Source organism: Bacillus sp. FSL R5-0431, from assembly GCF_038002985.1.
Lineage (GTDB): Bacteria > Bacillota > Bacilli > Bacillales > Bacillaceae > Bacillus.
In genome coordinates, this window is record NZ_JBBOOG010000001.1 from 647004 (window position 1) to 663296 (window position 16293).

General features: G+C 44.7%; 3 protein-coding genes. All 3 read left to right on the plus strand.

Translation table 11 applies throughout. The features are described 5' to 3' along the window. Positions 1-6: 6 nt before the first annotated feature. The 3 genes from MKZ03_RS03240 to MKZ03_RS03250 are packed head-to-tail and all read left to right on the plus strand — an operon-like array spanning position 7 to position 16284. Positions 7-9096, plus strand: a complete 9090-nt coding sequence (locus tag MKZ03_RS03240; protein ID WP_341030917.1) for a non-ribosomal peptide synthetase/type I polyketide synthase — start codon at positions 7-9, stop codon at positions 9094-9096. Between the two features lie 20 nt (positions 9097-9116). Continuing rightward, positions 9117-11786, plus strand: coding sequence for a non-ribosomal peptide synthetase (locus MKZ03_RS03245; RefSeq protein ID WP_341030919.1), 2670 nt, complete (start codon positions 9117-9119; stop codon positions 11784-11786). Then, the gene (locus tag MKZ03_RS03250) at positions 11779-16284 is read left to right on the plus strand and encodes a type I polyketide synthase (protein ID WP_341030920.1); all 4506 of its coding nucleotides are present in this window, start codon (positions 11779-11781) and stop codon (positions 16282-16284) included. Before MKZ03_RS03245 ends, MKZ03_RS03250 begins: the two co-directional genes overlap by 8 nt. Positions 16285-16293: the final 9 nt, after the last annotated feature.

The window sequence follows — 16293 nt, forward strand, 5'->3', positions numbered from 1 at the left end:
GATCCCATGGCTTTACAGCCGCAGAAGCTGGATAAACAGAACATTGAAAATATGTTAGGTATCACTACGATCCAAGAGGGACTGCTGTTTCATCATTTAATGGAACCGAACGGAACAGCTTATTTTGAACAACTGCTGATCGAAATAGACGGACCGATAGATCGAGACATTTTTGAACAATCATGGACGAATGTCACCAAACAGCATGAAATGCTTAGAACATTGTTCAGATGGCAGGAACTCGCAAGACCAGTACAAATTGTGCTGAAGCAGCACCAGCCAGACATTCGATATCGTGATTTGACACAAGCTAAGGAGCCTCTTTATGTGCTGAAAGAGGAGGTGACGGCACAGAACCGAGAAGAACGCTTTGATCTGCAGGAAGTCCCATTTCGCCTGACGTTATGTGAAGTGAATGATGAAGTCAGCTGGGTTCTCATTAGCTTCCATCACATTTTATTGGACGGATGGAGCCTTGGGATTGTATTAAGCGATTGGATGAGTGCATATGAGCGCTTATCGAATGGGGACAAACCTCTTCTTGAACAAAGACCGTCCTACCAATCATTTGTCAAATGGCAGCAGAAAAACCTTCAACAGACAGAAGCACAAGCCGACTATTGGAAAAATGTTTTCAATGGCTGGAGTTATGCAGAACTGCTTCCGAAGTCAAGCGGCGCATATGAAAATTCAGAAGTTTTTCATCAATATGAACATCAAGTGGATACTTCCATTGCGGAGAGCCTGAGCAAATTCACGAATCAATATGACGTGACGCTCGCATCTGTGATGTATACGCTGTGGGGAGTTTTGCTATCTAAGTATGCCAACCAAGATGATATTGTCTTTGGGACAACAGTATCAGGGAGAAATGCGGATGTCCCTCATATTGAAAAGATGACAGGGCTGTTCATTAACACATTGCCGCTGCGGGTCTCATTCGAACAAGAGCGGCCGATTCTTGAACAGATGCAGGAAGTGAGTCGTGAGATAGCTGTAAGAAATGAATATGAACATACACCGCTATCTGATTTAAAGAAATATGCAGGAATGACGGCAGAGCAATCGTTATTTGATTCAATCGTCGTCATTGAAAACTATCCACTAGATCAAATGCTCACGAAAAACGATCAGCCTATTCGTATTCGTGGATTTGAGATGACTGAGCAGACAGAATTCGATCTCACGCTTAGTGTCCAGGCGTTTGATGATCAGCTGCACTTTTCATTGGTGTATAACCCCGTCAGCTTTTCAGCTGAACAAATCGAAAAGTGGTGTCAGCATTTTCTTCATCTCCTGTCTGATGCCTGTGCTCATCCGCACAAATCTGCTGCTCAGCTACAGCTGCTATCAGAAGAAGAGAAAGAAAAGCAATTAGCGGTCTTCCGGCAGTATGGCGGGGCAACATCTAGCAATGAACCAACGGTGATTGACCTTTTTGAAGCACAAGTGGAACGAACGCCAGCGGCAGCCGCAGTTGAGTTTGGCGATACGACGGTTACATATGAACAACTCAATAAGAGAGTGAACCAGCTCGCACATTATTTACAAAACAAAGGAGTCAAACAGGAGCAGCGTGTCGGCATTTTAGCAGAGCATTCCATTGAAATGGTGATAGCATGCTTAGCGATCTTAAAAGCTGGCGGTGCATACGTACCGATTGATCCTGAATACCCGCAGGAACGAATAGAATATCTATTAGAAGACAGCGGAGTAGAATGGCTCTTAACTCATCCAATTAAAGGGCTCACCTATGCTTATCATGGAGAAAAAATTGATATCACACAGCCGGATCTATACACCGGACCATCAGACAACTTGGCAGAAGCCATCACCTCAGACCAAACAGCCTACTGCATTTATACATCAGGTACGACCGGAAGACCTAAAGGTGTACTCATTCATCATCTTGGCTTAGCCAACTATATTGATTGGGCGAAGCAAGTATATGTTCGAGGAGAAACAAGGCATTTTGCTTTGTATACTTCACTGTCCTTTGACCTGACGGTTACTTCTATTTTCACGCCGCTCATTTCAGGAAATACCATCATGATTTACCACCATGAAAACCGGCAGCTGCTTGTCGAAGACATCATAAAAGATAATCGCGTACATGTGATGAAACTGACACCATCTCATTTACAGTTTATTAAGCATTTGTCTTTCCCAGACAGCCAAATGAAATGTTTCATTTTAGGCGGAGAACAACTGGAAACATCTCTAGCGAAATCCATTCAGCAGTCCTTCCCGCAGCCAATTGAAATTGTGAATGAATATGGACCAACTGAAACGGTGGTTGGCTGCATGATTCATCGATATGACCAGGATTTTGATCAAGACGTGTATGTACCGATTGGAAAGCCTGCACAGCATACAGATATTCTTCTTTTTGACAGACATATGAATCTCATGCCGGAAGGAACCGTCGGTGAATTATATATTGGCGGGAAAGGTGTCGCAAAAGGGTATTTGAATCGACCGGAACTCACCGAAGAAAGGTTTGTTGATCACCCTTTCCAGCCAGGTGAAAAAATTTATAAAACAGGTGATGCAGCCCGCATTCTGCCTAATGGGCTCATTCAATTTTTAGGTCGAAATGATGATCAAGTGAAGCTGAGAGGCTATCGTATTGAAACAGGTGAAATTGAATTTTGGCTGAATGAACAGCCAGGTATGAAAGCAGCAGCTGTTGTTGTAAAGCCAGATGCTTCTGGTACACCATGTTTGGCCGCATATGTTGTCACGACAGCCAGACTTGATCAAGCTGCAATGAAACAAGCGTTGGCTGATCAGCTGCCGGATTATATGATCCCAACTCACTTTGTTCAATTGGATGATATGCCGCTGACTGCCAATGGCAAACTAGATAAACGGGCATTACCTGCTTTGAAACAGGCGCAGCAAACGAATAAGCAGGCGGGCGCTGCCCATCTTTCTGATACTGAGAAAGTCATTCAAGACATCTGGAAAAAAGTCCTCGGCTTAGATGAGGTAAGTGTTCATGACAAATTCTTTGACATTGGCGGGCATTCACTCAACTTAATCCACGTCAATCAACAGCTCGCTAAGCAATTGAATCAAAGCATTCCAATGGTCGAAATGTTCCGCCGTCCAACGATTAGAGAGCTTGCCGCATATTTAAGCGGCGATTCAGAGCAGGTAGCGGCAGACGCGCAGCCTGTGAAACAAAAGACAAGAAAAGCCAATGAGCCGATTGCCATTATTGGAATGGCTGGTAAATTCCCTGGTGCGAAAAATGTTGAGGCATTTTGGCGAAATTTGAAGAATGGAGAAGAATCAATTTCCTTCTTTTCCGATGAAGAACTGCTTGAAGCTGGTATTGACCGTCAGACCTTCGAACGACCCGATTATGTGAGGGCAAAAGGTGTGATTGATGGACCTGATTTATTTGATGCATCCTTCTTCGGTTATTCGCCAGGTCAGGCAGAAATGATGGATCCTCAAATACGTCTTCTCCATGAGTACGCCTATAAGGCGCTGGAAGATGCGGGGTATGTGCAAGAAGATTATACGGGTAAGGTCGGGTTGTTTACGGGGTCCACATCGAACTTCCAATGGATTCAGCGTTTTGCCTCTTCCCTTGATAGCAGTATGTCAGAGCTGTTTGAAGTGGGTTCACTCAATGATACGTACACCGTAAGTACAAGAATTGCCCATAAATTGAATTTGAAAGGACCGGCGCTTACGCTGCAAACCGCTTGTTCAACTTCTTTGGTCGCCTTGCATTTGGCCTGTCAATCCATTGCGGATGGTGATTCAGATGTAGCTCTTGCGGGAGGTGTGTCGATCCTGCACCCAGTGAAATCAGGCTACGTTTATCAGCAGAACATGGTGAAATCAAGTGATGGCCACTGCCGCGCCTTTGACGATCAAGCGGATGGAACTGTTGGCGGAGATGGTGTTGGTCTTGTTGCTTTAAAAGCACTTAGTGAAGCCATAGAAGATGGCGACCATATTTATGCGGTCATTAAGGGCTCTGCCATCAACAATGATGGTGATCAAAAGGTTGGTTTCAATGCTCCAAGCGTCGAAGGACAGACACGTGTCATTCAGGATGCTCTAAATCAAGCAGATGTTTCACCAGATACGATTGAATATGTGGAAACACATGGAACTGGAACATCACTTGGTGATCCGATTGAAATAGAGGCGCTCACAAAGGCTTTCGACACAGAGAAAAAACAATTTTGCCGTATTGGGTCTGTCAAAACCAATATTGGACATTTGGATGCAGCGGCAGGAGCAGCTGGCTTGATCAAAGCTGTGCTTTCGCTTCAGCATCACACATTTGTACCTAGTCTTCACTTCAAAAAAGCCAATGAAAACATTGCATTTGAGCATAGCCCTTTCTTTGTAAACACTGAGCTGACTGACTGGAAGCAGCCAGCTTCACATTTGCGGCGGGCTGGGGTGAGCTCATTTGGAATGGGTGGAACCAATGCACATGTCATATTAGAAGAAGCACCACAAAGAGATCGTCAGCAAATGCCTCGTTCTGCTGAGCTGCTTGTTCTTTCAGCAAAGAGCAAAACGAGCTTGGAACGAATGAAAGACAAACTCGTAAACCAAATAGAAAACACGCCTTCTATCAATTTGGCAGACGCAGCTTATACTCTGCAAACAGGAAGACAGTTCTTTGGTTTCCGTCAGGCATTTGTTGCGGCAAGCAGAGAAGATGCTTTGCGAGTATTAACAGAAAAGCAAGGCAAGGGCATTGGAAAGCTCATGCATTCGCATGTGGAGCAACAAAAGATTATTTTTATGTTTTCTGGACAAGGCAATCAATATCTCAATATGGGATTAGATTTGTACCGGGAAGAGCCTTACTTTAAGAAGCAAATGGATGCTTGTTTTCAAGCATATGAAGAAGCAACGGGGCGAAGTCTTGCCCGTATTCTTTACCCATTAGCGGCTGAAACAGACAAGGCGCGTGAAAAATTAGCAAGTACTCAATATGCACAGCCGGCCATTTTTGCCATTGAATATGCCTTATCCATGCTCTTCATTGAATGGGGCATTCGTCCTGATGCAATGATCGGCTATAGCTTTGGCGAATTAACGGCGGCCGCTATATCAGGGCTATTCAGCTTAAAGGACGCAATGTCCATGGTCGCCTATCGTGCGAATGCGATGCAATCGTCACCAGCTGGCGTCATGATGAGTGTTCCATTACCTGAGGCAGAGCTAAAACCGATGCTTCCAAATAATATTTCTCTCGCGGTTGTCAATGATTCATCATGTATCGTGTCAGGTCTAGAAGAGGCGATAAGTGAATTTGAACAAGAGCTGAAAAGCAACAGATTGATGTGTATGCGGTTAGGTGGAACCATTGCTGCCCACTCACATGTCATGAAGGAGGCAGCGGAGCAATTCGGAGAAAAATTAAAGCATATGAAAGCCAAAACACTTCGTATTCCATTTATTTCGAATTTGTCAGGAGATTGGATGACAGATACGAGTGCGAAAGATATGTCTTATTGGAAAAGGCATATGACCGATACAGTTCGCTTTGCTGAAGGCATCACAAATATTTTACAAGAGGACAATATTCAATTAATTGAGATTGGACCAGGACAAGATTTAAGCGTGATGGTCAACAGGTCATTGAACGGCCTGAATCAGCATGTATGTCATGTGCTCAGACATGCAAAACAAGATGTGACGGATACAGAATTTTTACTTGGGCAGATCGGACGTCTATGGACAAACGGATTATCCATTGATTGGAACAGGTTCCATCTAAACCGTCAGCCGCGGAAAATGCCGCTGCCAACGTATGCGTTTGATCAAACTTCCTATTGGTATGATGCAGCAGATCGTGTAAAGCACGAAAAACCAAAGCAGTCTGGACGAAAGCAGCAAATGGATGAATGGTTCTATACCCCTCATTGGGAAGCGGGTCTTTTACCTTGCGTGCCATCAGATGATTCGTCTGCCGGAGCCTTGCTTTTGTTTGCAGAGCCATCTGCTTTCGGAGAGAAGATTGCGGCTGAGCTCCTGACGAAACGGAACGAGTTCGTAGTGGTTCGTAAAGGAAATGAATTTACGAAGCATGACGAAAAAAGCTATACCATTCGGTCACATGAGCCATCTGATTATGAAAGGCTCATATCAAATCTGGCAGATGACGAAATCAACGTGTCAGAAGTTTGTCATCTATGGGGGCTTTCAGAACGACAGCCATCTCACACGGAAGAAGAATGGGTGAAGCAAACGCAGCAAGATGCTTATTACTCCTTGCTTTATATCGGCCAGGCATTGAAAAAATATGTTTTGGACCAAAAGGTATCGATTACCGTTCTTTCCTCATTGACGTATGCCGTTGGCGGGGAGCCTGAACTTTATCCTGAAAAAGCGATCCATCTAGGACCTGCCATGGTTATTTCACAAGAAACACCGAACTTGCGTTACCGCATTCTTGATATTGATCGCCCGGTGGAAAATGGGGTTCAAGAAAAGCGATTGCTGAAGCAAATAAGCGATGAGCTAGATCGAGCGTATGGACAGCTTCTCACGGTCTATCGACGAAATAAGCGATATGTGAAAAAGTATGCGAAAGGTTCAGTTCCCGAAACAGGACATGCTCATTTGGCTAAAAAAGATGGTGTCTACATTTTAATTGGCGGACTTGGGTTTATTGGATTGAATATCGCCCAGACTTTGGCCGAGCAAACGAAGGGAACCTTAATCTTAACGAGCAGGTCTGGACTCCCTGATAGAAGCAAGTGGCGAGAATGGCTGTCTACGCACGATGAACAGGATCCAACAAAGAAAAAAATACAAAAGGTAATGGCACTGGAAGAGACAGGCGCAGACGTTCTCATACAGAAAGTAGACGTTCGTCACAGGGAAGATATCCAGCAATTGATCAACACAGTGGATGCGTCATATGGACAGATCGACGGTGTGATCTATGCAGCTGGAGTGACAGGCGACCAATCTTTCCGGGTGATGGAGCAAACAGATGTCACATTTTCGGAGCCGCATTTTGAAGCGAAGATGAATGGCGTACTTCATCTTGATGCCGCCTTAGGTGATCGATCCCTTGATTTCTGTTTTGTACTGTCATCTTTGTCACCGATCTTGGGCGGACTCGGTTTTACAGCCTATACAGCTGTGAATCATTTCATCGATGCGTACGTGTATGAACGCAATCTACGTTCAGAAACACAGTGGTCTGTCATTAGCTTTGACGGCTGGGAATTTGAGCAGGGGAAGCAGCTCGATCTTCCAATCGGAGATGATGTCACCGAAACGTTAATTACAGAAAAAGAAGGAAGAATGATCTTTGAACGATTGCTTTCACTGGATCACGTGGAACAAATGGTTATTTCGACAACATCTTTACATGATCGTATTCACAGATATGTAGACCGTTTATCCCGTGAGGAAGAGAGCGGCGGAGAGCATGTACAAGATGGAAACTTGTATTCTCGGCCAGCGCTTTCAACGAATTATGCGGCACCTGAAACAGAGCTGGAGAAGGAATTAAGTCAACATTGGCAAGCATTCTTTAAGATTGATGACATTGGCATAGATGATCATTTCTTTGAAATGGGTGGAGATTCTCTTAAGGCGATTACCTTCATTGGCATCATTCATCGTGCATTTAGTGTAGAGCTGACACTGCCACAATTTTTCCAAATACCTACGATACGATTAATGGCAGCATATATCGACCAAGCAGATACTGCTGCTTATCATGCGATTGAAAAAGCCGAAGTGAAGGAGCATTATCCTCTGTCGTCTGCGCAAAAACGGTTGTATCTCATGCAGCAAATGGATGTAAACAGCACAGGATACAACGAGTTTAAAGCGGGACGAATCAAAGGAAAACTCGATATCAGCAGGTTGGAATGGGCATTTCAGCAGCTCATTAAGAGACACGAAAGTTTGCGGACAGCGTTTGTACTAGAGAATGGCGTCCCTTATCAAAAGATTGAAGAAGAGGTACCATTTGCAGTCACATTGTTTGACCTCACAAAAGGATCGACACAAGGATCTGAGGAAGATCAAAAACAAGTGATTGAACAATTTTTGACTGCCTTTACGTTAAGTGAGGCTCCATTGATGAGAGTCGGTGTGATGAAGCTGGCAAAAGAGGAATTCGTGCTCATGCTGGACATGCACCACATTATCTCAGACGGTCTTTCTCAAGATATTTTGGTCAACGACTTTATGCAGTTATATGACGGCAGGACGCTTGAGCCTCTCGCTCTGCAATATAAAGATTTTTCAGAATGGCAAAATGACATGCTTGCGTCTGAAGCACTGAAAGAATCGAGTGATTACTGGAAAAACCGGTTAGAGGGTGCCCCGCTACTTGATCTGCCAACAGATTTCGATCGGCCAGAGGTGAGACAATTCCGCGGTGGGCATTATACGTTCCGTATAGAAGAAGCAGAGCTGAACGCGTTTAAGCAAATTATTTTAAAAGAAGACGCCACTCTGTTTATGGGTCTGTTAAGTGTGTATCAGATTTTGCTTCATAAATTAAGCGGACAATCAGATATCACGGTCGGGGTTCCGGTAGCAGGCAGAAAACAAGAGGAGCTGCAGCAAGTCATCGGTATCTTTGTCAATATGCTGCCACTTCGTTTATATCCTAAAGCAGAGCTGACGTACCAGCAATTCCTTCAGGATGTGAAGGCACATGTCATCGGTGATTTCGGACATCAAGAATATCAATATGAACAAATGGTTCAAGACCTCCAGTTAAGCCGGAGTGTCAGCCGGAATCTATTGTTTGATGCTGTGTTCGCTTTGCAAAATATGAATCAGCCAGAACTGAAGGTAGGCGGTTTAACCTTTAGTGATTATCCGTATGAGACAGGAACGTCGCGCTTTGATTTACTCTGGATTGCGTATGAGCAGGAAGACGGTCTTTCTTCAACGATTGAATATAATACTGAGCTTTTCAGTGAGGAAACCATTCAGCGGATTGCAGGCTTGCTGAAAGACATCATGCGGGCTGTTTCAGCAGATGCGATGAGAATAGAAGAGATCGAACTGACTTCTTCATTCAAGCAATTAGACGACGTATCTCTTTTCGAATTAGATGACTTAAAAATATAAGTAAAGAGGTGAATGGAAGAGTGATTGAACATGATGATTTTCAACTGAAAGCAGCGGCGAAGGAAAGGGCGTTAGAAAGAGTCTACTGGACATCTGTCTTATCAGGTGTACAACTGGATGGCCGGATCCCTCATACGGTTTCACAAGCCCATTCTGCTGCAATGAACCGATCGCTTCATTCGTCCTTCCCTGTGGCTATGAACCATTCGTTAAAGCAATTATGTGGAGATTCTGATTTGCGCCTGTTTATCGTGCTGACCACAGCTGCTTTTGGCTTGCTTCAACGTTATAGCGGAAAAACTGAGTTGATGGTGACTGTTCCTACAATGGAACAGTCTGCCAATCAATCAGCCATTAATCATATGCTGCCGCTTAAGGCAGAGATTGAGCCTCATATGAGCTTTAGCGCAGGGCTAGAGGCAGTGAAACAATCGTTTCAGGAGGCAGTGCGTCATCAAAACTATCCTGTTCATATTTTAATGGATGAGCTTTGGCATTCAGTAGGAGAAGACAAGAGGCGTGTCAATCTGGCATGTGCGTTTGAGACATTGCATGGGCATGCTGACCGAGAGCAGCTGCATGCAGATGTGCTCATTGTTTGGAAGAAAGAACAAGATCACCTTCATGCTGAAGTTCACTGGGATGCTTCCATTTATGACGATCAAATGATGGAGCAGTTCTCCAGACATTTCATGACACTCACAGAGCAATGTCTCAAAACGCCTGAACAAGCGATGAGCACACACTCATTTTTATCTGATATGGAGAAAAGTCAGCTGTTTGATTCGTTTCAAGGAGAGTCGCTCGCTTATCCAGTGGATCGTGATATTGTGTCGTTATTTCAAGAACAAGTCCAATTGCATCCAGCACGAACGGCCGTTATGTTTGGCACAACCTCCTATACATATGAAGAGGTTGATGATTTATCGGATCGCATTGCGCTTAGACTGTCTCAAAGTGAGATGACACGTGAGACTCCAGTTGGTCTCAGAATGAACCGGTCTGCTGAACTGGTCATTGCCATTCTTGGCATCTTAAAGGCTGGCTATGCTTATTTACCGATTGATGTCCATCTGCCGATCGAAAGAATTCGGTATATGCTCAAAAACAGCGGCGCTGCAGCTATTGTCTCGGATGCAGACGGACATGAAGAGTTGGATGTCGAGGTTCATGTTATTCAAGACATGCTTCAAGAATCGCCAATAAAAGAGAATCTGACTTGGTCTATTTCGCCTTCGGATATGGCGTATGTCCTGTATACATCAGGAACGACAGGGCATCCAAAAGGGGTCGTTATTGAACATCGTCATGTCATTAATTTGGTATATGGAATGAAAACGCGCTTTTTTGATCTGCTCCCTGATCCTTTGCAAGTAGGGATGCTGGCTTCACACATTTTTGATGCGTCTGTTCAAACATTGTTCCCGGCATTGCTCCTCGGGCATACGCTGCATATTGCCAAAGATGAAGTCCGTATGGATGGGCATGCGTTATGGTCGTTTTACCAAGAAAACCACATTCAGCTGTCAGATGTGACCCCTTCTCACTTAAAGCTGATGAACAAGGCAGCAGCGCAATCGAAACAAGACCTGCCTGCTTTGAACATGCTGCTGGTGGGCGGAGAGGTGTTCACAAAAGAGCTGATGGATCAATTTTTACAGCATGTATCAGGTGAAAAACCGATCATGATTAATGCGTATGGGCCGACTGAATGTACGGTTCAGTCATCATCCTTTTTGATTCCCCATGACTGGGACGAGCAGGTCATTCCTATTGGGAAGCCGATGCCGAATGAGCATATTTTCATATGTGACGCGCAAGGGGAGCCAGTTCCGATTGGCGTCTTTGGCGAACTATATATAGCAGGCGATGGTGTAGGTCGTGGATACATCAATCACCCTGATCTGAGCAAGGAGAAATTTATCAAAAAACCAGAGCTGAGCAGCGGGATGTTATACGGTACGGGAGACCTTGCAAGATGGCGGTTTGATGGGTTGATAGAATTTGCTAAAAGAAACGATGGCCAAGTGAAAATCAGAGGATATCGAATTGAGCTCGAGGAGATCCGCAGAGCCATTCTTGATGACCCGCATATGCAAGGACTGATTCAAGATGTCATTGTCATTCCTAAGGAAACGAAGGATCAGGACCAATACATTTGCGCATATATGATGGCAAAACAAGCGATAGATCAGCGTGCGCTTCGTCAGTCTTTAAGTGAAAGGTTACCAGGTTATATGGTGCCGAGGCATGTCATTCAAACAGAACAATTTCCTTTGAATCTATCAGGGAAATTGGATATCCAAGCACTGCCGAATCCAGAAGATCAAGTGGCAGGCAATCAAGAGCCGTTGACCATTCAAGCACATAATGAAACAGAGCAGAAGCTTGTTCGCATTTTCGCATCTATTTTACAAGTCCCTGCTGCGCAGATTCGTATAGATGAACCGTTTTTCGATTTAGGCGGGAACTCTTTTAATATCGTTGAGCTGTCCAATAAAGTGAAAGAGGAATTTCAGCAGGAGCTGACAGTGATGGAGCTGTTCCAATATACAACTGTTTCGCAAATAGCCGCTCAATTGAGAAACAAAGTCTCAGGGCAAGAGAAACAGATCGAAAATGATGGAGAAAATGAAGCGGATGACTTAGAAAGTGCCGCTCAACTGTTAGGCGGGATGATAGATGAGTAAGTTCACAGGATTAGAGGTTGCAGTGGTTGGGATGGCCTGCCGTTTTCCGGGAGCAAAGAATATTCATCACTTTTGGGACAACCTTGCAAATGGAAGAGAGTCCATTACGTTCTTTTCGAAGGAAGAGCTGCTTGAGGCAGGGGTTGAGAAAGAAGCATTAGACCATGAGCAATATGTACGTGCTAAAGGAGCAGTCGATCAGCATGATCACTTTGATGCAGATTTCTTTGGTTATTCACAGCGTGAAGCAGAAGTAATGGACCCGCAAATCCGCATGTTTCATGAGGTGGCATGGGAATCCCTTGAAGATGCAGGCTATAACCCTGAAACCTATCAGGAACCGATTGGTTTATTTGGAGCTGCTTCTGCTAATTTATATTGGCAAGCTGCTTCCATGCTGATGAGAACGAATCACTCATCTGAACAATTTGCGGCTGTTCAGTTAACAGATAAAGATTTCATGAACACAAAGGTATCCTACAAATTGAATTTGAAGGGACCGAGCGTAGCTGTTGATACAGCTTGTTCCTCCTCTTTGACTGCCATTCATATGGCGGCGCGCGCCCTGATTACCGGAGAATGTAAAATGGCACTCGCAGGCGGCGTCACCATTACGACCCCTCACAAAAAAGGATACATGTATCAAGAGGGCATGATCATGTCGCCAGATGGGCACTGCCGGGCTTTTGATGAACAGGCAGAAGGAACCGTTGGCGGCGAGGGCTGCGGTGTTGTTGTGCTCAAATCATTAAAGCAGGCACTAAAGGATAAGGACCATATCTATGGCGTGATCAAAGGTTCAGCCTATAACAATGACGGCGGGCGGAAGGTTGGCTACACGGCACCAAGTATAGAAGGACAAAGCGAAGTCATTAAAAAGGCACTCAACATCAGTCGTGTAGAAGCTGAGAGTATATCTTATATTGAAGCACATGGCACAGGTACGACTCTTGGAGATCCAGTTGAAATTGAGTCACTAAAGCAAGCCTTTCAAACGGATAAAAAACAGTTTTGTGCGATTGGGTCTGTGAAAACCAATATTGGTCATCTTGACTCAGCCGCAGGGATTGCAGGTTTTATCAAGACAACGCTTAGTCTGTACCATCAGATGCTGCCGCCTAGCCTTCATTATAAAAAACCGAATCCGAAAATTGATTTTGAATCAAGCCCATTTTATGTAAATACAACACCTGTACCATGGACGAAATCAGAGCAGCCGCTGCGTGCCGGGGTCAGTTCATTTGGAGTCGGCGGAACGAATGTACATCTGATCATGGAAGAGGCACCCGCCGCCGACAAACCGTCAGTAGAAAGAGATCATGAGCTAATGGTGATTTCGGCAAGATCGAAGCAGGCGGTTCAAAAGTCTGCTGAACAAATGACATCTTATTTAAAAGAACATAAGCATGTCACACTATCCGATGCTGCATTTACCCTGCAAGAGGGACGAAAGCATTTTCCTTATCGACAAGCTTTTCTTGCAGGTCCGGGCCGCACATTCCAGTCAGCCGGCCAGCCGCAAAAGGCCTTTCAACAGCCTGCGGTCGTTTGGATGTTTTCTGGTCAAGGTGCTCAGTATGTGAATATGGGCAAGGATTTATATGAGAAAGACCCTGAATTTAAAGAAACGCTTCAGAAATGTTTTGCCATTATTTTATCGTTATCAGGTGTTGAGATCGAGAACGTGTTATATCCAACAACCGAAGAAGAGTTCATAAAAGCAGAACAACTCATGCAGCAAACATCATATACACAAATCATCTTGTTTAGTTTTGAGTATGCGCTCGCATCGAAGCTGATGGGACTAGGCATACGTCCGCATTATTTCATTGGTCATAGTATTGGAGAAATCACGGCTGCCTGCGTGGCCGGTATGATCAACCTTGAAGATGCCATCCGGATCGTTTTAAAAAGAGGCAGTTTGATGCAAAAAATGCCTCCAGGTGAAATGGCCGGTGTGTCACTCCCTGCCGATGAGATTGAACATGATCTTCCAGAAGGTGTCGAGCTTTCTGCAGTGAATAGCTCACAATTATCTGTTGTTTCCGGTCCTTCAGAACGGTTACAGATTTATCTCGAACAAGCTGAAAAAAGAGGAGCTTCTGTCCAAAAGCTGAAAACCTCTCACGCCTTTCATACGAGTATGATGGATGAAGCGTCCGAACAGTTTAAGAACGTTCTCTCGGAGATCACCTACCAGCAGGGCGAGATTCCGATCCTTTCGAATGTGACAGGGAGCTGGTTAACAAATGAACAAGCCGCATCACCTGATTACTGGGCATCTCATATCAGGCAGCCTGTTTTATTTAGTCAAGGAGTAGAGACGTTACTTGGACTTGGAGAAGTGGTTTTCATTGAAGTGGGGCCAGGTCATACGTTAACTCAATTTGTGAGACGACATGATGACTATGATGTGAACAAAGCAGCGGCTGTTTCATTGGTGAGACATCCAAAAGAACAAGCTGCTGATGATGAATATATGAAAAAGGCTATAGGGAAGCTGTGGAGTTTTGGAGTGGAACCGAATTGGAGCGCTGTCAGAAAAGAAAAGGCCCCATATCGAGTGTCACTGCCAACATATCCATTCGAGCATCAAATATTCCCCTCTCCGCAGTTTAAAGCGGATCAGCTGATGACCGCTTTAGCGCCATCAGAAAAGGGGGAGAAACTCTCAGCTGATTTTCAAGACTGGTTTTACATTCCGGTATGGGAGCGCTCTGCACCTGTACTAAAAGAGCAGCATCATCAAGGGAAGCGTATCTTGGTTTTTGAGAAAAATGGTCATATTGGCGCTTATTTGAAAGAACGGCATGCAGAGGTTGTCAGCGTCTGTCAAAGTGATCATACGATCAAAGAAAATGACCAGTTGATGAAGGCTGACGTTCATATGCTGTCACATTTAGAGTGGGTGATGGCTGAACTGCAGCAATCTGAATTTATACCGGAAGAGATCATCTGGATGCATGATGAACTAACAGAAGATACCGATGATCAGCCAAACTACTTATCTGTGCTCGATCTCGTCAGGCTGATCAGCCAGTATCATAACACAGCCATCCGTCTTCATCTTGTGACAAACCAAGCGCATGATGTAATCGGGATGGAGAAGGTCAATCCTCTTCAAGCAACATGTACTGGGCTGGCTCTGACCATTCCTCAAGAATATCAGCATATTGCGTGTCAGCACATTGATTTATGTCAGGAAACAAAGGCGGACTGGCCGCTATTTCTTTCATACGAGGTTGCAATGCACGATCAAGATGCGGTCGTGGCGTATCGCGTGAACAGCAGGTGGATTCGAAAGGCTTCAAGCACCCCTTTAAACAAAGAGGAATCGTCCAAGCAGCCTTTCAGGACTCATGGCGTTTACCTCATGACCGGCGGTATGGGGGGCATTGGCTTCACATTAGCTAAACATTTAGCAGAAACGTATCAAGCGAAACTTGTGTTCATGAGCCGATTACAAATACGTAAACGCTCTGCATGGCATGAGCTGCGTGATGCAGATGGGAAAGAAGCTGAGACCGTGAAAAAGCTGATGACTCTTGAAGAGTTAGGAGCTGATGTACAAGTTGTACACGGTGATGTGTCAGATCAAGATGCTGTGCAGAAAGCGGTCCAGCTGGCTCATACGTCATTTGGTGATTTACATGGTGTCATTCATGCGGCAGGAGAGGCAGATGGGAAGATCATCCAAGCAAGAACAGCAGACGATGAAATTCGCATGTGTCAGGCAAAAATCAACGGGACCTATGTGCTGGATGAAGCACTCAAGGATGAAACGCTCGACTTCTTTTTACTTTGTTCATCCCTAGTGTCCTTTCTTGGAGCGGCTGGACAAGTGGCTTATGCGGCTTCCAATGCTTTTATGGACAGCTTTGCTCATGCGAAGAGGCAGGAAGGAAAGCCAGTGATTTCTTTAAACTGGGATCGGTGGGAAAAAGTCGGTATGGCACACGACTCAGCATTAGCGGCCAAAGTCAATGACATGATGGCGCTTGAGGAGCAGGCGGGAATTTTTCCAGAACAAGGGATAAAGGCCTTTCAGGAAGTGCTGCGTCTAGATTATCCGCAAATTCTTGTTTCTGTTCGAGACATGGGTGAGAGAATGAAACATCGATTAACACCTATGCAGCAGGAAGAAGAGCCGTCTCAAGAAATATCGCAGATCATAGATGATCGTCTAGAAGCATCATTGAGTGATGTACTCAGCTCCTTTTTTCATCATGAACCGGATGTGAATGAGAACTTCTTTGAAATGGGTGCGACATCCCTTGATTTGCTGCAGATGAGCGGTCATATCAAATCAATTTATGGCATAGAGGTTCCGGTGGTCATGATGTATAGCCATCCGACGATCGCGTCATTGGCTGCAGAACTGAAGAAGATACATGGAGTAAAGGAAGAAAAGCAAGCTGTCACTGAATCATCTAATCTCCGTAAACAGGCGATGGCAGATGGGAAAAACCGCCGTAAACAGAGATTAAAACGAAAATAGATGGGAGAA

Bases quoted from the DNA above. Each gene is read 5' to 3' on its own strand.
- MKZ03_RS03240 (WP_341030917.1), top strand. From the start codon at position 7: ATGGCTTTACAGCCGCAGAAGCTGGATAAACAGAACATTGAAAATATG.
- MKZ03_RS03250 (WP_341030920.1), top strand. From the start codon at position 11,779: ATGAGTAAGTTCACAGGATTAGAGGTTGCAGTGGTTGGGATGGCCTGC.